Below are 19,441 nucleotides of genomic sequence, written 5' to 3' on the forward strand. Positions count from 1 at the left end.
GAGTTCCTTAAACCTGGCTGATGAATTTGTGGGTCAGATAGTGCTCGATGCCTTCAATGCCGCCTTCGGAACCGTGGCCGCTTTCTTTCATGCCACCGAATGGGAGTTCGGTAGCGACGATGCGGTATTGGTTGATGCCGATCATCCCGGCCTCCAATCCGTCGGCGACATCAATGGCCGTGCGCGCGCTGGAGGTGAACGCGTAGGCCGAAAGTCCGTAGGGCAGGCGGTTGGCTTCTTGCAGCCCATCGGCCAGCTCATCAAACGGCATCAGCACGGCGATGGGGCCGAAGGGTTCTTCGTGCATGACGCGGGCGTTCATCGGCACATCCGCCAGAACCGTGGGCTGGAAGAAGTAGCCTTCGCCTGACAAGGCTTCACCACCGGCCAATACCCGTGCTCCTTTCTCGACGGCATCGGCGACCAGTTCTTCCATTTTTGCCAATTGCCTTGGGTTGGCCAAAGGTCCGACCTGAGTATCCGGATGCAGGCCGTCACCGATCCTCAGGGCTTGGGCCGCCGCAACAAAGTGATCGACAAAGGCTTGATAGGCGCCACGCTGGATCAGAAACCGAGTGGATGAAATGCACACCTGCCCAGTGCCGCGAAAGCGGTTAGCGACGCCCTCAACGGCGGCTTTTTCAATGTCGGCATCCTCGAACACCAGCACCGGTCCGTGCCCACCCAGTTCAAGGGTGATGGGCTTCACGCCTTCGGCAGCGCGTGCAGACAGCAGGCGACCGATGGGCACCGAGCCGGTGAAGGTCACTTTGCGAATGATCGGCGAGGCGATCAGATGGCTGGACACTTGATCCGGTACGCCGAAGACCACTTGCAGCACACCTTTGGGCAATCCAGCATCGTCGAGTGCACGCGCCAGAGCCAGCGCTGTGGAAGGGCTTTCTTCACCGGGTTTGAGAATGACGCTGCAACCGGCGGCCAACGCTGCCGAGAGCTTGCGTGCCGGGGTGATTGCCGGGAAATTCCACGGTGTGAATGCGGCCACTGGGCCGATGGCCTGGCGTTTGACCAGTTGCAGCACGCCTGGCCGGTTGGCCGGGACCACACGGCCATCGATACGCCGGGCGCTTTCGGCGAACCATTCGAAATACTCCGCCGCACGGGTCACTTCATCGAGGCTTTCATTCAGCGGCTTGCCTTCCTCCAGGGTCATCTGCGCGGCGATCTGCGATGCGCGTTCGAGGATCAGGTCGGCGGCACGTTTGAGGATCTTGGCGCGTTTGTCAGGCACGGTCTGGCGCCATTGCTCGAAGCTCAGGCGAGTCACTTCCAAGGCGTGATCAAGGTCGCCTGCGGTGGCGAGCGGGACGCGGCCGATTTCCCGGCCGGTTGCCGGGTTGACGACGGCGGCAGTATCGCGCCCTTCGGCACTGATCCATTCACCACCGATGAAAAGATAAAGCGGGTCGTAGGAGGTTTTCATGATGTGCCCTTCAGTTGGTTGTCAGAGATTCGTAAGAAACCCGGCGCCGGTTTAGGCAGCCTGTGCAACCAAGTCTATGGAAGGAGGGGGCATTGATTTAGACGGGCCAGAGGGAATCATTGTTGTCGCCAGAGGTAATATCGAGCCGCGGGCCGAACGTGTAGCATCCGGAAAAAATGCGCGTTATCACGGGTGAGCGTCAGATCTACAGGAAGGTCGCGATGGATAAGCTTTCGAACATGTCGGTGTATATAAAGGTTGTCGAGATGGGCAGTTTCACGGCCGTGGCCAATCATCTGGATTCAACCGTCGGTAACGTATCGCGTGCTGTATCGGCGCTGGAAAACGTGCTCGACGCACGTCTGTTGCAACGCTCGACCCGACGCCTGTCGGTCACCGATGCCGGGCGACGCTTCTATGAGCGCTGCACGAAAATCCTCGCTGATCTGGAGAGTGCCGAAGCCGAAGCCAGCAATGCCGCGCTGGAGCCTCGGGGAACACTGCGGGTGCATTGCGTTCCCGGACTGGCCCGGCATCTGGTTACGGGGGCGGTGCTGGAGTACCGCCAGCAATTCCCGGAGGTGACGGTGGATTTATTGCTCTCGCAACGCATGCCAAACCTGTTGGAAGATCAACTGGACGTCTCGATTCTGATCGCCCGCGCGTTACCCGATTCGGCGTATGTCAGCCAGAAGATCGGTGTCAGCCATTGTGTGCTGGTGGCGTCGCCAGATTACCTGGCCAGGCATGCGGCCCCGGAGACACCTGAAGATCTGCGCGATCACCAGTGTCTGTTGCTGGGCACCGTGGACTACGTGCGGGACGAGTGGCAGCTGAAGAGCAAGGCAGGGGACGCGACATTTGTCCCGACAGGGCCAAGTTTCAGCGTTAACGATATGGATGCGATGGCGCTGGCCATTCGAGAGGGCGCGGGGATTGGCTTGCTGGCCGGGTTCACGGCCATTGATGATCTGCGTTCCGGCAGGCTCGTGCGGGTTTTGCCTGACTACCATACCTATGAGCGCAACGTGTATGCCGTCTATACCTCTCGGCAGTTCGTCGATGCAAAAATCACCCGGTTTATCGGAACACTGAAAGATCGGGTTGGCAGTCAGCTGGCAGCCACGGCCAAAGAACTGATCGATTGAAATACTGCGGAGCAAAAAGGTATTTGCGCCTCGATGAGACCACTCTCCGAGACGCAATGATCGGCGAACAGCTGACTTAGCCCTGGCTGCAACGGCCCATGACGTTATAGGCCAGTATGTGGCGTTTGCCTTGCGAATCCTGGTAGGTCATGTGCGTCGGTACCACTGCGCAAACATCCGGCACCGGGTCTTCAGAGATGACCTTGGCGACGTCCAGGTGGGTGCCGTAGCGATATTGCTCGACCTGTTGAGTCTTTGCAGTCCCGTCCTGCGCTGCTACTACAGAGCTGAAGCCCAAGAGTGCGACGATGATCATTGCCGTTTTCATGATGAGATTTCCTAAAGTAAGTGTGGTGTTGCTGGCAGGACGAACTTTAGGCTTGAGGGTTTTGCGCAAACAGACGCGAATCCGGGAAAGACTTTTATCAATTCCGAACACAATCTTGGGGTGTCTGACGTTAGGGACGCTTCACAAGGCCCGGCGAGGCGGGACAGTAACCGGGCTTGAATGCCGCGCATCCTTGGATGCGCGGCAGACTCTCGTTTCGATACTCACGAAACTGTCGCGAGACGAGCCTCGCTTTTACAACGCAAACGTAGTCCCCCGAGTATTCACAAACAGCGAATAGATCGAGTGACTACTGGCCATGAACAACCGATTCCCTTCGCGCCCCCCGAAGCACAAATTCGGGCAACGCTCTGGCAGGGAAATGTGCCCGATGGCCTTGCCCTGTGGATTGAACACGCGCACGCCGTCGAGTTTTTCCAGGTCGGCCTTGGGATCACCATTGCCGCCCCAGCCGCACCACAGGTTGCCCGCTTCGTCGCACTTGATGCCGTCGATCGCGGCATAGTCCAGCCCTTCGATGTGCTTGCGGCGTTCGCCGAGTGTGCCGTCGTCCTTTACGGTCATCGCCCAGATCAGGCGATTAGGCTTGGCGCGACCTTCGACGACGTACAGGGTTTTTTCATCAGGCGAAAAGCACAGGCCGTTGGGGCCGTTGAGGTCGTCGATGACCCGCGTGACTTTTTTGCTCTCGCCGTCGATGCGGTACACCGCGTGGGGTTGGCTCGGGGTGATTTTGTGGCCTTCGTAATTGTTGCCGGTCTGGAAGGGCGGGTCGGTGAACCAGATCGATCCGTCACTTTTGCAGACGATGTCGTTAGGCGAGTTGAAGGGCTTGCCGTCGAAGCTGTCGGCCAGCACGGTGATCGTGCCATTGGTTTCGGTGCGCGTGATGCGTCGACCTTCGCTGGTGGTGGTGGAGCCTTCGCAAACAATCAAACGCCCTTGGCGATCCCGGCACATGCCGTTGGAAAAGTTGGAGTGTTCGCGGTACACGCTGAAGGTGTCGGTGATTTCGTCCCAGCGCATGATGCGATTATTGGGGATGTCGCTGACCAGCAAATAGCGGCCATCACCGACCCAAACCGGTCCTTCAGCCCAGCGCATGCCGGTGGCAAGTTTTTCAACACTGGCGTTGAAAATACGCAGCTCAAGGAAGCTGTCGTCGAGGATGTGAATCAGCGGATCTGGGTAGCGCTGACTCAAGGGTTCGGCGGCCTCGGCGATCCGCGTCAGTGCGGTGCTGCCGACGGTGGCGAGCGTGGCGGAAACGGCGAGAGATTTTTTCAGGAAGCTGCGGCGGGTGTTGCCTTGCGCTCGGTCAGGGCTTTCAGGTCGAGCGGACAGGGATGAGTCCATGTAGCGATCTCCGTGGTTTTATTTTTTTTGTGGGAGACGTAGTAATACCTTGTGATAGGACATCGTACAAGTTGTTCGTTGTCTGCGAGTTGTAGGGCGCTCGTCCATAAGCGCCCTGATCGGTCAGCGGTCCAGCCAGAGCTTGATCTGCGCGCAGACGGCCTGGGTAGAAATGCCGTAACGATCGTGCAATGTCGGCAGTGCCCCCGCGTCGAGAAACGCGTCAGGCAAGGCGATCTGCCTGAACGCTGGCGTGACCCCGTTACGCAGCAGCACACCAGCGACGGCCTCACCGAGGCCACCAATAATCGAGCTGTTTTCTGCGGTGACCACCAAACGACCGGATTTGCGTGCCTCGGCAAGAATGGTTTGTTCATCCAGCGGTTTTATCGTCGGTACGTGCAGTACGGCGACATCGACGCCATCGGCTTGCAGCTCCTTGGCGGCTTCCAGTGCACGCATGGTCATCAGGCCGGTGGAGATGATCAGCACATCGTTACCGGTGCGCAGGGTTTTGGCCTTGCCGATCTCGAACTGATAGCCGTACTCGTCGAGCACCAGCGGTACGTTGCCGCGCAGCAAACGCATGTACACAGGCCCCTGATGCGCGGCGATGGCGGGTACGGCCTGCTCGATTTCCAGGGCATCGCAGGGGTCGACGATCATCAGGTTGGGCATGGCACGGAAGATGGCCAGATCATCGGTGGCCTGATGGCTGGGGCCGTAACCGGTGGTGAGGCCGGGCAGGCCGCAGACGATTTTGACGTTGAGGTTTTCCTCGGCGATGGCCATGCAGATGAAGTCATAGGCACGCCGCGAAGCAAACACCGCATAGGTCGTGGCAAAGGGTACGAAACCTTCACGGGCCATACCTGCGGCTGCGCTCATCAGCAGTTGCTCGGCCATGCCCATTTGATAGAACCGGTCCGGGTGGGCCTTGGCAAAGATGTGCAGGTCGGTGTATTTGGACAGGTCGGCGGACAGGCCGACGATGTCCTGGCGTTGATCGGCCAACGCCGCCAGCGCATGACCGAAAGGCGCGGCTTTGGTGGCTTGGCCTTCCGCAGCAATGGAGGCGATCATCGCCGACGTGGTCAGGCGTTTCTTGCCCGGTTCGGCAGTCGACATGGGTGTTTTGACGGCGTTGTTCATTGGGTTTTTCCTTCTTCAAGATTGCGCAGCGCCAGGTCCCATTCGTGCTCTTCCACACGGATGAAGTGGGTCTTCTCGCGGGTTTCCAGAAAGGGCACGCCTTTGCCCATTTTGGTGTCGCAGATGATCACCCGCGGCTGACGGCCGGAGTGATTGCGCGCAGCATCGAACGCGCTGACCAGCGCATCCAGATCATTGCCGTCGACGCGCTGGGTGAACCAGCCAAATGCCTGCCAGCGATCGACGATGGGTTCGAACGAGAGGATTTCGCTGGAGTGGCCGTCGGCTTGCTGGTTGTTGACGTCGACGATGGCGATCAGGTTGTCGAGCTTCCAGTGCGAAGCCGACATGACCGCTTCCCACGTCGAGCCTTCGTTCAACTCGCCATCGGACAGCAGGTTGTAGACGAAGGAGGGCGAACCTTTGCGCTTGAGGCCCAGGCAGGCACCGACGGCGATGCCCAAGCCTTGGCCCAGCGAGCCGCCGGTGATTTCCATGCCCGGGGTGTAGGCGGCCATGCCCGACATCGGCAAGCGGCTGTCGTCCGAACCATAGGTTTCCAGCTCGGCGAGCGGGATGATCTCGGCTTCGATCAGCGCTGCGTACAGCGCAATGGCGTAGTGACCGATCGAGAGATAGAAGCGATCGCGCAGCTCCCATTCAGGGTCAGCGGGGCGATGGTTCATCGCATGAAAGTAAGACACCGCCAGCAGATCGGCAGCGCCGAGGGCCTGGCCGACGTAGCCCTGACCCTGGACCTGGCCCATGCGCAGCGCGTGGCGGCGAATGTTGTGCGCGCGCTCCGTCAGGCTCAGGGATGCAGCGTGTGAAAGATTAGTCGTCATGATGAAACTCCGTTAACTCAACGATTGACCAGGGCGGCGGGAATGCGCAGAACCAGACTGGCGCCGAGGAACAGCACACCCGTAATCAGGTACATGCCGATGGCGCTGGAGCCGGTCAGGGTGGTGATCCAGCCGATCAGATAGGGCGAACAGAACCCGGCGAGATTGGCGAAGCTGTTGACCGCTGCGATGCCGGCGGCAGCAGACACCCCGCCGAGCAGCGTGGTGGGCAGCATCCAGAACAGCGACGTCGCCGACAAAATGCCGGAAGCGGCCAGGCACAGACTGAGAATCGACAGCGTCGAATTGCCGCCCATCATCGCCGCCAGGCTCAAGCCGATCGCACCGGCAATCATCGGCACGATGAGGTGCCAGCGGCGCTCGCGATGCTTGTCACCACTGCGTCCCACCAACAACATCGCGACGATGGCGCACAGGTAGGGCAGGCTGGTCATGAAACCGATGTGCAGCGGGTCGGAAACCCCTGCATTGCGTACCAGAGTGGGCAGCCAGAAGGTGATTGCGTACTGGCCCATCACCACGCAGAAGTAGATGGCCGCCAGCAGCCACAGACGGCGATCGCGAATGAATTCGCCAACCGAGGCGTGGGTGACTTTTTGCTGGTCGTCTTCGGCCAGCTCGCGGGTGATCAAGGCTTTTTCTTCGTCATTCAGCCAAGTGGCCTGATGTACGCCGTCTTTCAGATAGCTCAGCACCAGCAGCCCGACGACCACGGTTGGCACCGCCTCCAGAACGAACATCCACTGCCAGCCGGCCCAACCGTGCACGCCGGCAAAGTGGTTCATGATCCAGCCGGAAATCGGACCACCGACCATGCCTGACAGCGGAATGGCGATGAACCACAGCACCGTCATGCGTGCCCGACGGTAGGACGGAAACCAGTAGGTGAGGTAGAGCAACAGGCCCGGCGCCAGACCGGCTTCGGCAATCCCCAGCAGAAAGCGCAGCGCATAGAATTGCCACGCGGTTTCGACGAAGGCGAACAGCGCCGAAACGATGCCCCAGGTGATCATGATCCGCGCGATCCACACGCGCGCACCGACTTTGTGCAGGATGATGTTGCTCGGTACTTCACAGAGGAAATAGCCGATGAAGAACACGCCGGCGCCCAGTCCGTAGACCGTTTCGCTGAGGGCCAGATCGTTCATCATTTGCAGTTTGGCGAAGCCGACGTTGACCCGATCCAGATAGGCGCACAAATAGCACAGCATCAGGAAGGGCATCAGGCGCCAGGCGGTTTTGCGATAGGCAGAGGAGCGCACGGTCGAAACCGCTTCGAGCGACAGGGTAGTCATGATGGTCTGATCTCTTGTTTTTATTGACCGCCAGACCATCAGGCCCGGCTGCGTCATCGATCCAGAACCGCACGGGCCGCACAGGCCCGCCCAGAAGTACTCAGTGAATCAGCATGCCGCCGTTCACATCCAAAGTGATGCCAGTCAGATAAGAGGACAAGTCGCTGGCGAGAAACAGCGCAGCGTTGGCGACGTCCTGCGCCTCACCCAGGCGACCCAGCGGAATGCCGTCGATGATGGCGTGACGGCGCTCGTCCTGCATCAGGCCGCCGGTGATGTCGGTGTGAATCAGGCCCGGCGCGATGGAGTTGACGCGAATGTTATCGGGGCCCAACTCCCGCGCCATGGCTTTGCCCAGCCCCAGCACACCGGCCTTGGCCGCGCTGTAATGCGGGCCGCCGAAAATGCCGCCACCGCGTTGGGCAGACACTGACGACATGCAGACGATGCTGCCGCAGGCCTGTTGACGCATAAGCGGAATCACCGCTTGGGACATGAGCAAAGTGCCGCGCAGGCTGACGTCCAGCACCTTGTCATAGTCCGAAGTTCGAATGTCGAGGGTCTTGAGTGGCTGAGTGATGCCGGCGTTGTTGACGAGAATATCAATGCGCCCGAAGTGCTCGATAATGGTGGCAACGGCTTGCTGAACCTGCGCCTCGTCCGCGACGTTGGCTGCCAGTCCCAGGTGACCTTCGCCCAACGACGCGGCGGCGTCACGCGCTGCGGAGGCATCCAGATCGAGAATGACGACACGTGCGCCTTGTTGTGCGAACGTCGTCGCTGTAGCGCGGCCGATGCCACGGGCAGATGCGGCACCGGTGATGATTGCAACTTTGCCTTGGAGAAGCATGGAGGTGTTCCTCTAATTGTTTTTATGGGTTCGGTCCGCAAAGAACCGATGACTCAGCTTGTCCTCCAGCCTGGCCCTGAGCAATAACGCAAACTTCACTGGGTGCTGAAAAAAATTCAGCACTCGCCAGCGCTGTCTGCCAATGCTTGAATAGCCATAAGCCCGGCCCAAGCCACTTGCAGCGGAAAAACAATCATCATGAGTTCATCTGGCGATGCACCTGCGACCCTGCCACCCCTGAAAGCCATTCAGGCCTTTGAGCAAACGGCACGCTTCGGCAACGTTGCCCGCGCCGCCGAATTGCTGGACTTGACCCCGTCAGCGGTCAGTCACCAATTGGCCAAACTGGAAGCGATGATCGGGCGTCAGTTATTTCTCAGAACAGCCAGGGGCGTAACGTTGACGCCGGTGGGCGAGCAATACCTGACTGAAGTGTCGGGTATCCTGCATAGCCTGGCGGTGGCGACAGAGCGTGCTGCCAGCGATGTCAGCCTCGATTGCCTGCGGTTGCACTCGTCGCCCAGCTTCGGGTTGCTGTGGCTGATGCCGCGGCTGGAACAGTTTCGCCAGAGTCATCCTGATATCCAGCTCAACCTTTCGTGTTCTTACGAATCACTGCATTTCAGTCGCGACAAGATCGATGTCGACATCCGTCACGGCATGCCGAATTGGCCAAGTTTCGAAGTCCGTACGGTGCGCGATGAAAAAATCGCGGTTCTGGCGTCGCCCAAACTGCTGCAGCAACGCCCGATCCGCACAGTCGCAGATTTGCTCGACTGCAATCTGATCCTGTCGGAAGCGACGCTGATCAAGTGGCCGCAGCTGTTTGCTCAACATGGCCTGTCGCGTCCTGAAAAACCCTATTCACTCAGCTTTGACCGCTCCTACATGACATTGGAGGCGGCCAGCCACGGTCTTGGATTTGCGTTGGAAAGCACGCTGCTAGCTCAGGATTATCTGGCGCGCGGCGCGTTAGTCGAAGTGACGCCAGGGTTGAGTGCCCCGATCACCGCGCACCACCTGGTGTTCCCGAGAGCGCATGCCAGTTTTCCGCGGGTCAGGCGATTTCTGGAGTGGATGGAGAATGAGTTGGGGCACGACTTCAACTACTGACGGTTACGTCATGAAGCCTGTGTCTTACTGCCGGTTCTCTACTGATGTATCTCGGTAACCGACATGGTGAACACCAATTTGGATCTGCCCGCGTTGGAATAGGCGTGAGGTACATCGGTTTTCGCCACTGCCGAACTCCCGGCAGGAATGACAAGCTCTGTTTCCCCAACCAAGCATTTCAACGTGCCTTTCTCTACATGGAACAGTTCAAGCGTGCCTTGAGGATGCCCCGGTGAAGCGAACGATTCGCCTGGATGCATTTCCCAGCGCCATAACTCGATCATGTTCGGGCCGGACGTTCCTGCTAGAAGTCGCGCGGTCCCTCCAAGGTCACCGGTCCAGAGCGTGGGGATGTCCTGGCTGTCGATGATATGGGCAGAGGGTGCCTCGGTCACATTGACGATGTCGGCAACCGAAAGGCCCAGCGCGGCGGCGATTTTGCAAAGAATGCCGATACTGGGATTCGCGGTGCATTTTTCTATTTCGACGACCATTCCTTTGCTCACGCCTGAGCGCCGAGAAAGCTCGTCCAGCGTGATTTTCTGCGCCTTGCGGGCTTGTTTGAGTGTGCGTGCGACGGCCAGGCTGACAGCTTGAGCATCAGCACCCGGGGTAGTCGACAAGCTGGTATTCATGGTCATTGATCAGGTTCATGAAAAAAGTGCTGGAATTCTCGGCCTTTAACGATCGAGCCGTCAATTGGCTCACCTGCTAAAGCAGATCAGCTCGGTCATTATATTGACTAAATCGGTCATCGATAGATAGCATGAAACACCATTTGAATCCTGGAGGTTTTTGATGCTGTCCGTACTGCCATTGATCGATCCAGCCGTTGCAGAACTGGCTCCAGAGTTCCGGGCTCTGAGCATTGTGGTGGAAGCTACACCACTCACTCGTCCTGAAGTTGCCCGGGCCGCCCTGGATCATGCTTGCAAGGTTGTGCAGGCGGGAGGGCCAAGCTGGGGAGACGCTCACCTTGCCGCCTGGGCCGACGCCTTCAGAAAGTTCGGGGCCAAGCCGCAGCGCACGCCTTGTTCAGCCGAAGCGTTGCGTAAAAGGGTTTTACGTGACGGGACCTTGCCGAGCCTCGATCCCATCGTCGATCTCTATAACGCCATCAGTATCGAGTACGCGATTCCGGTGGGAGGGGAAAACCTGAAAGCCTATGCCGGCTCTCCGCGCCTTGTCGTCGCCGATGGCAACGAGCCCTTTGACACGATGAAAGAGGGCGTTCCCGCTGTCGAGTATCCAGATGCCGGCGAAGTGGTCTGGCGCGATGACAAAGGCGTGACCTGCCGCCGCTGGAATTGGCGGCAAGGTGTCAGAACCCGCCTTGGGGCCGATGCGAAGTGCATGTGGTTCATTCTGGAGAGTTTGCCAGCGATGCCGCTTGAGGCCTTGACTGAGGCAGGGGACAAGCTGATCGCAGGTTTGCAGCAAATGATGCCCGGCGTGCAGATTGAAAGCTCGCTGATTGGTCCCGGGGCCAAATAGTCGATAGACCACTGAACAGAATGATGAACCGCCTTGCTGGAAGAAGGGCACACGTCGGGAATGCCCTTCTGGAGTTCAAGCGCTAGGAACGATATGGGACTTTAGTCAACCATCACCTCATCCAGTGCCTGCTCAAGCAGGCTGACCGTGCGCTCGATATTCTGCAGCTTCTCCAGTCCGAACAGCCCAAGGCGAAAGGTCTGGAAGTCGGCCGGCTCATCGCATTGCAGTGGCACGCCGGCAGCGATCTGCAGGCCGTGCTGGGCAAATTTCTTGCCGTTCTTGATGTCGGCATCATCGGTGTAGCTCACCACAACACCAGGGGCCTGAAAGCCCGCAGCCGCCACACTTTTGATGCCTTTGCCGGTCAACAGGGCGCGCACCCGATCGCCCAGCGCCTGTTGTTCATCGCGAACCTTGTCGAACCCGTAGGCTTGCGTCTCTTTCATCACCTCGTTGAACCGCGCGAGGGAATCGCTGGGCATGGTTGCGTGATAGGCATGTCCGCCCTGTTCGTAGGCCTGCATGATCTGCAGCCACTTTTTCAGGTCGCAGGCGAAGCTGCTGCTTTGCGTCTGTTCGATGCGCTCAAGCGCCGCAGCACTGAACATCACCAGGGCGCAGCAAGGGGAGGCGCTCCAGCCTTTCTGGGGGGCGCTGATCAGCAGGTCGACGGCGCATTGGTGCATATCCACCCAAATCGTGCCGGAGGCGATGCAGTCCAGCACGAACAGACCACCCACTGCATGCACGGCGTCGCCGACTGCCCGCAGGTAGTCGTCGGGCAGGAGGATTCCGGATGAAGTTTCAACGTGGGGTGCGAAGACAACCTGCGGTTTCTGTGCGGCGATGGCTGCCAGCACTTCGTCCAGTGGCGGCGGGGCGTAGGCTGCCTGGCGACCCGTCTCGACCGGCCGGGCTTTGAGCACCGTGGTGGCCGCCGGGATATTGCCCATCTCCAGAATCTGGCTCCAGCGATAACTGAACCAGCCGTTGCGTATCACCAGGCATTGCTGGCCGGAGGCGAACTGCCGCGCCACCGCTTCCATGCCGAATGTACCGCTGCCCGGAACCACCGCTACCGCTTCAGCGTTGTAGACCTGTTTCAGGGTCGTGGAAATGTTCTTCATCACGCCTTGAAAGCACTGCGACATGTGATTCAGCGAGCGGTCGGTGTAGACCACGGAATACTCGACCAATCCCTCGGGATCGATGCTCGGATAGAGCTTGGACATGGTGACTCCTTTGGCAGAGGGTAAACATCATTGGCAAGCAAGTGTAGGCAAAGGGCAGGGATCAGCTCATTGATTTGCGCAAATGAGGTTAGAGTGCTCAGCAATGTCTCGATCGTTGCGTGAACCATGAAGCTGCCGCTGTTTATTTCTCTGGATGGGCCCAAGGGCACCGGCAAAACCACACTGCTGGAGGCCGTCACCGCTGCGCTGCGGGCAGACAAGCACAAAGTCATTCGGCTGTGCGAGAGAAAAAGCGACCCGTACCGCGGCGAAACCATGGCCCTCGTCAACCAACTCGCCAGACATCCCTCGCGGGATCTGGAGTGGGCGGTGTGTCAGCGCCTTGCCGATAGCCGTCGCTGGATTTCCCGGCAAGTGCTGCCCAAACAGCCGTTGGACAGCATCATCCTGATCGACCGCTGGTATCCGTCAGATGCCGCATTTCGCCATAGCGTGCCGTTTGCCGAGATTCTGCAGTTGAACATGCAGCGAGGCGTGCGCGTGCCGGATCTGCATGTCGGCGTTGTCACCGCGCCGGATATTTCATGGGCGAGGGCGACGGCACGATCGCGTGGACTCGGCGGCACGGTGATCCAGAAACACGCGGAGCACGTCACCTGTAGCGAGATGTTCGAGCAGGCGGTTACCGATCATGGCTGGGTGCTGTGCCGTAACGAAGGAACCATCGAAGCCGCAACGACTCAGGTAGTTGCAGAGATCTATAACGTGCTTGGCTGATTGTCGATGCGCAGGCGCTGGTTGAATTCAAGTTTCAGGTTTCCCGATCTGAGCTAACTGTACTGACGGATCACACTCCCCCCATGCTCACAAACCTCTGGTATGTCGTTCTCCCATCGTCACAGTTGACTGATGGATTGATGCCGGTTCAATTGCTCGGACAACCGTTCGTGGCGTTCCGCGATGACGCGGGTGTCGCTCACCTGCTTTCGGATATTTGCGTGCATCGCGGCGGCTCGCTGTCCGCCGGCAGCAAGGTTGGCAACAGCGTGCAGTGTCCTTATCACGGCTGGCGGTTTGGCGGGGATGGCGTCTGCACGCAGATACCGGCGCAGCCCGACCTGCGGATTCCCGCCAAGGCCCGCGTCGATGCGTACCCGACGCTTGAGCGCTACGGTTGGATCTGGGCATTTTTAGGTGATCTGCCGGAGTCTGAGCGTCCACCGTTGCCTATGCTCGATTGGGTCGACGATCCCGCCATCCGCGTGGTCTCGGGCCACTTTGACTGGCAGGCCAGTTGGGACCGGATTATTGAAAACGGTCTGGACTTTGCCCACGCACCGTTTGTCCATGGTTCAACCTTCGGCGATCCGGATCATCCCGAGATTGAATCATTTGAGGTCGACAGCGATGCGTGGAGCGGTAGCGCCCAAATGCTTATGCGCAGACCGGCACGCAAAGGGTTGTTGAGGCGCAAATCATCCACTGAGTTTGTCAGTGTGGTGACTGTTCCGGGCTTCCATTTGTCCGGCCCATGCACAACGCTTGAGCTTGAGTTGCCCAACGGCTGGCGGATCTACATCGTCTCGGCGCATGTGCCGATTGATGCCAATCACACGCGCACCTGGTGGATGATGGGTAGAACGTTCCTGCGCACCCGACTGCTGGATAGCAGATTCATTGCGAGCAATATCCGTATCTTCGAACAAGATCATGCCGTGTTGAAAAACGTCCGGCCGGAGCGTGTGCCGGACTCTTTTCAGCAGGAGGTTTCGTTGAAATCCGATGCGCTGCAGATTGCTTTTCGCAAAGATGTGCAGGCACTGGAGTTGCGCGGCTGGCGCATCGATGAAGAGCGTCTTGCGCGTACTTTCACCGGACGCAAAGCCTGCGCAATACCCAGCCCCGAACGTCGTCAGATTCGCGCTTGGGCGATCGAGCCGATTCCTCTCGTGGATATCACCCACGAATCTGAATAGCGGTGCGAGCCAGCCTGCGCTTGACGCAGACTGGCGCAACCCTTAGCGCGTCTCACACTGCGGCGAAGGCTCGCCGCTCAATGCATCGACCATCGGCGGATGCTCCTGCACCGCTTGACGCAAGTCTTCGGTCACCCGCAGTTCTGCACCTGTCGGCGAGAACGTCGCTGCTGCCGCAAACGGCGCGGGATTGGCCGGAACCGGGCGTTTGCCACGGCGCCACAAGAAGAAGGTGACCATACACAGATTGACCAGCGCAAATACCCAGAACAGACCATTGGCACCGAACGAATTCATCACCGGAGAGATCATCATCGGACTGATCGCCGAACCCAGAGAGTTGATCAACAGCAAGCCCTGAATCATCGGCACCAACGCTTCGGCCGGGGCGCGGTCGGCGGCGTGACTGACCGCGACCGGGTAAAGCGCGAACACACCACCGCCGAGCAGAAACAACATCACCGCGAGCATTGACGCGGACAACGGCACCAGGACGATCAGCAGCGACAACACCGTGCACGCCACCGTCAGAATCGTCAGCACCTGCAAGCGATCCTTGCGGTCGGACCAACGCCCGACCGGGTATTGCAGGAGCATCGCGCCGAGAATCGTCCAAGCCATCATGCTGCCGACTTCACCGACATTCAGACCACTGCGTTGCAGATACAGCGGCAGCAAAGTGTAAATCGCCGCGATGGTCACACCCGAACCGAAACAGCCGACCAGCCCGGTCGGCGTCACGCCCAGCAGTTGCCGTGGCTTCAGCGGCTCGACCTGATCGAGCAGCGGCGATACGCGGGGCAGGATCACGATCGGCAACACCGAAAACGAGGCAAGCATGCCGGCGACCATGAACGGTGCGCTGTCGCTCAAACCGGTGATTTTCCCCAGCGTTGCCTGACCCAGCACACCGGCGCCGTACAAGACGATCATGTACAACGCGAGCAAGCGCCCGCGAATCTTCGCGTCGCCCGCTAGCAGCAGCCAGCTTTCGATCACCAGAAACACGCCGACCGTGGCCCAGCCATTGATCAGGCGCAGGGCGAACCAGCCCCAAGTGTCATAGAACAAGCCCTGCAGCAGGATGGTCACAGCGATCAGCGAGGCGAAGCTGCCGTAGGCGCGGATATGGCCGATGCGCAAAATCAAACGGTCATTGAACACAGCACCCAAAGTCAGGCCGATGAAGTAGGCCGATGAAACGATGCCGATCATCGTGGTCGACGCACCGGCAGCGTCCAGTCGAAGGGTGGTCAGCGACGACATGAAACCGTTGCCCAGCGCAACAATGAACAGCCCGAGCAGGGGCGCCAGCGCCATGGCCAGCAAACGCGGAGACATAAAAACCTCTAGAGGACGAACAGCGCAACGTGCGCCGCTGCGCATGCGATTGCCAAGCCGAAGTGTGTTGTGGTGCAAGTGCCTGCCAGACGGGCAGGGCGGTTGGGTACGTTTTGGTCACCAGATCCGGCGACTGCAAGAGCGCGCGGATTCTAAGGCTTGTGCGGAATTTTCCAATGGCTGTTTGCTGCGACAGTTGGACGCAGGTCAATCAAGGCTGAGTCATAACGACAGCTCATCCTTTGCAGGGCAAAAATGTTCCTTTATTGATCCTCTTGCGCTGGTTAGCCTGTGCGGTCGGTTTGCCATTTTGTGCCAGGAGTCATGATGCTGATCAAAGGTGAGCGGGCCGCCACGGCGTGTGGTTTGGTGGCGATAGTTTTGTGGAGTACCGCCGCCGGACTGATCAGAGGCGTCAGCGAGCACTTCGGTGCGTTGGGGGGCGCTGCGTTGATCTATTCGCTGGGCGCCATGCTCTTGCTGGTATTTCTCGGCCGCCCGCGTATTCGCTCGACCTCCAGGCTCTATCTGGTGCTGGGCAGCGCATTGTTTGTCGCTTATGAGGTGTGCCTGTCGTTGGCATTGGGTTTCGCCAGTGATCGTCATCAAGCCATTGAACTGGGCGTGGTCAATTACCTATGGCCATGCCTGACCGTGGTGCTGGCGATTGTCATGAACGGGCAGAAGACCCGGTGGTTGATCATTCCAGGCTCCGCGCTGGCGATTTTCGGCATCCTGTGGGTCGTCAGTGGCGAGGGGTTATCGTTGCCGGGGATTGTGCGCAATGTTCAGTCCAACCCGTTGAGCTACAGCCTGGCCCTGACCTGTGCGATTACCTTTGCCCTGTATTGCAATGTCACGCGCCGCTATGCCGGTGGGCAGAATCTGGTGGTGCTGTTTTTCGTATTGACGTCCGTGGTGTTGTGGTTGAAGTGGTACCTCAGCCTCGAACAGATTCCCCCATTCACCTGGGCAAACTCTCTGGAACTGCTGGCCGCGGGCATCGCCATGGCCGGTGGCTACGCACTCTGGAACATCGGCATCCTGCGGGGAAACCTGACCTTGCTGGCGACCGCGTCCTATTCCGCGCCCGTGCTCTCGTCGGCGTTCGCCGCGGTGTGGCTGGGCGTGAGTCTGCAGATGCAATTCTGGCAGGGCGCCGTGCTGGTGACGGTGGGCTCGCTGCTGTGTTGGCATGCGACCCGCCAACGCGACATTTCCCAGACAACACCGATCAAGGTCAGTGTGGGCGATAATCCTCACTGAAGAAGCCAATCCCGTTTCCATCAGTGCTGCCAGTGCGTTATGTCTTCAGAAATCTTGCGGCGTAGCTGACGAACAGGAGCAGGAATACCAATCCCCCCAATGCGATGACCAGCGTACTGAAATGCGCAACCATGCCGATAAATGCCGGCCCCATGAGAATGCCGGCGTAGCCCATGGAAATGATCGCCGGAATCGCCGTGCGCTGGGGCATGCGCTGTTGCCGACCTGCCGCCGTAAACAGCACCGGAACAATATTCGAGCAGCCGATGCCGACCAAGGCATAGCCCAGCAATGCCGCCTGCCAGCTCTCGAACACAAGCGAAACCAGCATGCCCGCCGCCGCGCAGATCCCGCCCAGCGCCACCACGCGAACGCCACCCAGTCGGCGGACGATGGCGTCTCCGGTCAGGCGCCCGAGCGTCATCGCCGCGGCGAAGCTCGCATAACCCAAGCCTGCGTAGCTGGGTTCCATTGCGCGTTGCGAGGCGAGAAAAACCGCGCTCCAGTCGAGCATGGCGCCTTCCGTCAGGAAAACAATGAAGCACAGGCTGCCCAACAGCAGCACGATCCCCCGTGGAATCGCCAACAACGGGCCGTCTCTTTCCGTGCCATAGGTCAGTAAACCTGGCGCAGCCTTGTACAGTGCGGCGAGGATGATCGCCACCAGACAAAGTATCGACAGCAGCGGATCCAGCCCCAGGCTGAGCATCGCCGTCATGGCCCCCGCGCCGGCAATGCCCCCGACACTGTAGAGCCCGTGGAAACCGGATTGCAGGGTTTCGCCGCTGTTCTTTTCAACAATGATGGACTGGATATTGATTGCGCAATCGAGCATGCCCATGCTGGCGCCGAATCCCAGCACCGCAAGCGCCAGTCCCGGCAGCCATGTCAAATGGCTCAGCATCGGCAGCAGCGAACACAACGCGAGAGTTGAGCAGATGATCACTGGCCGACAGCCAAAACGTGCAGTCAGGTAACCGGCAAACGGCATGGCGACAATCGAGCCGATACCAAATCCCAGCAACAACAGACCCAGTCCGCCGTCGTCCAGTCCGGTACGGGCTTTCACTAACGGCACGAGTGGCGCCCAGGCCGACATCACAATGCCGGTGATCAAAAAAACGATGCGCGTGGACACGCGTTCGCCGTAGTTTGCATAAGTCGCCACGGATGATGTCGAGGTGTTCATTGAGGCGGACATCCTTATCGCTGTCTCCCGGCTTTTTTTGGCGACGAACCGGAATAACAGCTTTTCGAGACGAAAGAGCCCCTGCCAGCATCCGTCGGGATGCTGGTAGGGAGCAGGGTTAACATGAGTGAACAGAGCGCAGATCAGCCAACAGACTTCAACGGGATGGGGCCTTTGAGGCGATCCATCATGGTCGCGCAATACCAGTCATCGAACTGACAAACGCCAGTCTCGGCCGTTTCCGAATAAGGCCCCGGCTCGTACGACGGCGAGGTCACGCCACGCTGGGTGCCTTCAACCAGTGTGCGGTCCTGATCATTGGTGGCAATCCAGACTTTGGTCAGGCGTTCAAGATCGTAATCCACGCCTTCCACTGCGCTGTCAGGTACCAGCCATTTGGTGGTGACCAGGGTTTCAGTGGCGCTGATCGGCAGCACGCGGAAGCTCAGCGCGTGGTCACCGAGGAAGTGATTCCAGGTGGAGGGGTAGTGGAAGTACAGCAGCGCGCCGATGTCCGCTTCAGCTGTCTTGTCCAGGCGACCGGCAACGGCCGGTTTGCCATCCATGGTGTAGCTGACGGCACCGGATGACAGGGGAATACGGGTCATGCGGAACTGACCATTGATGTCCATCACCAGACGACTTGGCAGCCCGGCGCTCTCGCACTTGGACCAGTAGGCCGAGAGTTCGGGATCATCTTCGCCACTGACGCCACCCACCGACAAGTTATCGACGAACGAATGCAGCAATTCCGGGTGTGAGCCGTCACAGTGGTAACACTCGCGATTGTTTTCGAAGACCAGTTTCCAGTTGCCTTTCTCGATGATGTTCGACTCGAACGCCACTTTGCAGTTTTCAAGATAGTGCGGCGCGATGAAAGGACTGACGGCTTTGCGGAAACCCTCGAAGTCCGGGGCCTTGGCGGCCACGCAGACATAAATGTAGGTATCGACGATCTCGCAGTGAACGCTTTTCAGACTGTATTGGGATTTATCGAAATCCTGGCCCATGTTGCCGGCGAACAACAGGTTGCCATCCAGCTCGTACGTCCACTTGTGATACGGGCAAACCATCTTCGCCACTTTGCCGTGATCGGCCTCGCAGATTTTCGCGCCTCGGTGACGGCAGGCGTTATGGAACGCCCGAACTTCTCCGTCTTTGCCGCGCACCACGGCAACGGGATAGTCGCCGATCTGCAGGGTGAAATACTGCCCCGGCTTGCTGATTTCAAAGGTGTGGCCGGCGAAGATCCAGTCCTTGTGCCAGATCTGCTCAAGATCCTGGCGGTAAACGCTTTCACTGCTGTAAAGGGCTCCCGGCAACGAATGCCAGGGTTTGCGCTGTGCAATCAGGTCAAAAACGCTTTCTTTATTCATTGTTATCCTCCCAGGGCGACATTGCCCTCA

The 19,441-nt window shown here is 59.1% G+C and carries 18 protein-coding genes; 6 read left to right on the top strand and 12 right to left on the bottom strand.

Features of this window, described 5'->3' with window-relative positions; genetic code table 11:
* Nucleotides 1–7: 7 nt before the first annotated feature.
* Nucleotides 8–1,444, bottom strand: a complete 1,437-nt coding sequence (locus tag ACRRSD_RS00370; protein WP_435036624.1) for an NAD-dependent succinate-semialdehyde dehydrogenase — start codon at nucleotides 1,442–1,444, stop codon at nucleotides 8–10.
* Between the two features lie 221 nt (nucleotides 1,445–1,665).
* Between ACRRSD_RS00370 and ACRRSD_RS00375 the strand changes: the two genes are divergently transcribed.
* Nucleotides 1,666–2,592 (top strand): LysR family transcriptional regulator, encoded by a 927-nt coding sequence (locus ACRRSD_RS00375; protein ID WP_435036625.1) that lies wholly within the window; start codon nucleotides 1,666–1,668, stop codon nucleotides 2,590–2,592.
* A 76-nt stretch (nucleotides 2,593–2,668) separates the two neighbouring features.
* Here ACRRSD_RS00375 and ACRRSD_RS00380 read toward each other — a convergent pair whose 3' ends face one another.
* From ACRRSD_RS00380 to ACRRSD_RS00405, 6 genes are all read right to left on the bottom strand, one after another.
* A complete protein-coding gene (locus ACRRSD_RS00380) occupies nucleotides 2,669–2,920 on the bottom strand; it encodes a DUF2790 domain-containing protein (RefSeq protein WP_435036626.1) in 252 nt (83 codons plus the stop codon).
* A gap of 255 nt (nucleotides 2,921–3,175) precedes the next feature.
* Entirely contained in the window at nucleotides 3,176–4,297 is a 1,122-nt protein-coding gene (locus tag ACRRSD_RS00385; RefSeq protein WP_435036627.1) for an SMP-30/gluconolactonase/LRE family protein, read from the bottom strand.
* Between the two features lie 123 nt (nucleotides 4,298–4,420).
* Complete coding sequence (locus tag ACRRSD_RS00390) at nucleotides 4,421–5,449, bottom strand: transketolase family protein (protein ID WP_435036628.1); 1,029 nt, start codon at nucleotides 5,447–5,449, stop codon at nucleotides 4,421–4,423.
* The gene (locus ACRRSD_RS00395; protein ID WP_435036629.1) at nucleotides 5,446–6,294 is read right to left on the bottom strand and encodes a transketolase; all 849 of its coding nucleotides are present in this window, start codon (nucleotides 6,292–6,294) and stop codon (nucleotides 5,446–5,448) included. The genes ACRRSD_RS00390 and ACRRSD_RS00395 overlap by 4 nt, the downstream gene beginning before the upstream one ends.
* A gap of 17 nt (nucleotides 6,295–6,311) precedes the next feature.
* On the bottom strand, nucleotides 6,312–7,610 hold the full coding sequence (locus ACRRSD_RS00400) for an MFS transporter (protein ID WP_435036630.1): 1,299 nt from the start codon (nucleotides 7,608–7,610) through the stop codon (nucleotides 6,312–6,314).
* Between the two features lie 100 nt (nucleotides 7,611–7,710).
* Nucleotides 7,711–8,460 (bottom strand): SDR family NAD(P)-dependent oxidoreductase, encoded by a 750-nt coding sequence (locus ACRRSD_RS00405; RefSeq protein ID WP_435036631.1) that lies wholly within the window; start codon nucleotides 8,458–8,460, stop codon nucleotides 7,711–7,713.
* Nucleotides 8,461–8,658: 198 nt separating this feature from the next.
* Between ACRRSD_RS00405 and ACRRSD_RS00410 the strand changes: the two genes are divergently transcribed.
* Nucleotides 8,659–9,573: a LysR substrate-binding domain-containing protein gene (locus ACRRSD_RS00410; RefSeq protein ID WP_435036632.1), complete on the top strand. Its 915-nt coding sequence runs from the start codon at nucleotides 8,659–8,661 to the stop codon at nucleotides 9,571–9,573.
* A gap of 38 nt (nucleotides 9,574–9,611) precedes the next feature.
* On the opposite strand, the gene ACRRSD_RS00415 is transcribed toward ACRRSD_RS00410, so the two are convergent.
* The gene (locus tag ACRRSD_RS00415; protein ID WP_435036633.1) at nucleotides 9,612–10,214 is read right to left on the bottom strand and encodes an XRE family transcriptional regulator; all 603 of its coding nucleotides are present in this window, start codon (nucleotides 10,212–10,214) and stop codon (nucleotides 9,612–9,614) included.
* Between the two features lie 157 nt (nucleotides 10,215–10,371).
* On the opposite strand from ACRRSD_RS00415, the gene ACRRSD_RS00420 reads away from it, so the two are divergent.
* Nucleotides 10,372–11,067, top strand: coding sequence for a B3/B4 domain-containing protein (locus ACRRSD_RS00420; protein WP_435036634.1), 696 nt, complete (start codon nucleotides 10,372–10,374; stop codon nucleotides 11,065–11,067).
* Nucleotides 11,068–11,168: 101 nt separating this feature from the next.
* Here ACRRSD_RS00420 and ACRRSD_RS00425 read toward each other — a convergent pair whose 3' ends face one another.
* The gene (locus ACRRSD_RS00425; protein ID WP_435036635.1) at nucleotides 11,169–12,302 is read right to left on the bottom strand and encodes an alanine--glyoxylate aminotransferase family protein; all 1,134 of its coding nucleotides are present in this window, start codon (nucleotides 12,300–12,302) and stop codon (nucleotides 11,169–11,171) included.
* Between the two features lie 126 nt (nucleotides 12,303–12,428).
* On the opposite strand from ACRRSD_RS00425, the gene ACRRSD_RS00430 reads away from it, so the two are divergent.
* Entirely contained in the window at nucleotides 12,429–13,040 is a 612-nt protein-coding gene (locus ACRRSD_RS00430) for a dTMP kinase (RefSeq protein WP_435036636.1), read from the top strand.
* Between the two features lie 83 nt (nucleotides 13,041–13,123).
* Entirely contained in the window at nucleotides 13,124–14,239 is a 1,116-nt protein-coding gene (locus ACRRSD_RS00435) for a Rieske 2Fe-2S domain-containing protein (protein WP_435036637.1), read from the top strand.
* 42 nt (nucleotides 14,240–14,281) lie between these two features.
* Here ACRRSD_RS00435 and ACRRSD_RS00440 read toward each other — a convergent pair whose 3' ends face one another.
* Nucleotides 14,282–15,625, bottom strand: a complete 1,344-nt coding sequence (locus ACRRSD_RS00440) for an MFS transporter (protein WP_435036638.1) — start codon at nucleotides 15,623–15,625, stop codon at nucleotides 14,282–14,284.
* 282 nt (nucleotides 15,626–15,907) lie between these two features.
* On the opposite strand from ACRRSD_RS00440, the gene yddG reads away from it, so the two are divergent.
* Nucleotides 15,908–16,846: an aromatic amino acid DMT transporter YddG gene (gene yddG, locus ACRRSD_RS00445; protein ID WP_435036639.1), complete on the top strand. Its 939-nt coding sequence runs from the start codon at nucleotides 15,908–15,910 to the stop codon at nucleotides 16,844–16,846.
* A 37-nt stretch (nucleotides 16,847–16,883) separates the two neighbouring features.
* Here the strand turns inward: yddG and ACRRSD_RS00450 are convergent, their stop codons facing one another.
* Nucleotides 16,884–18,035, bottom strand: coding sequence for an MFS transporter (locus tag ACRRSD_RS00450; protein ID WP_435036640.1), 1,152 nt, complete (start codon nucleotides 18,033–18,035; stop codon nucleotides 16,884–16,886).
* Between the two features lie 143 nt (nucleotides 18,036–18,178).
* Entirely contained in the window at nucleotides 18,179–19,411 is a 1,233-nt protein-coding gene (locus tag ACRRSD_RS00455; RefSeq protein ID WP_435036641.1) for an aromatic ring-hydroxylating oxygenase subunit alpha, read from the bottom strand.
* Between the last annotated feature and the right edge of the window lie 30 nt (nucleotides 19,412–19,441).

The organism is Pseudomonas neuropathica (genome assembly GCF_051174785.1).
GTDB lineage: Bacteria > Pseudomonadota > Gammaproteobacteria > Pseudomonadales > Pseudomonadaceae > Aquipseudomonas > Aquipseudomonas neuropathica_A.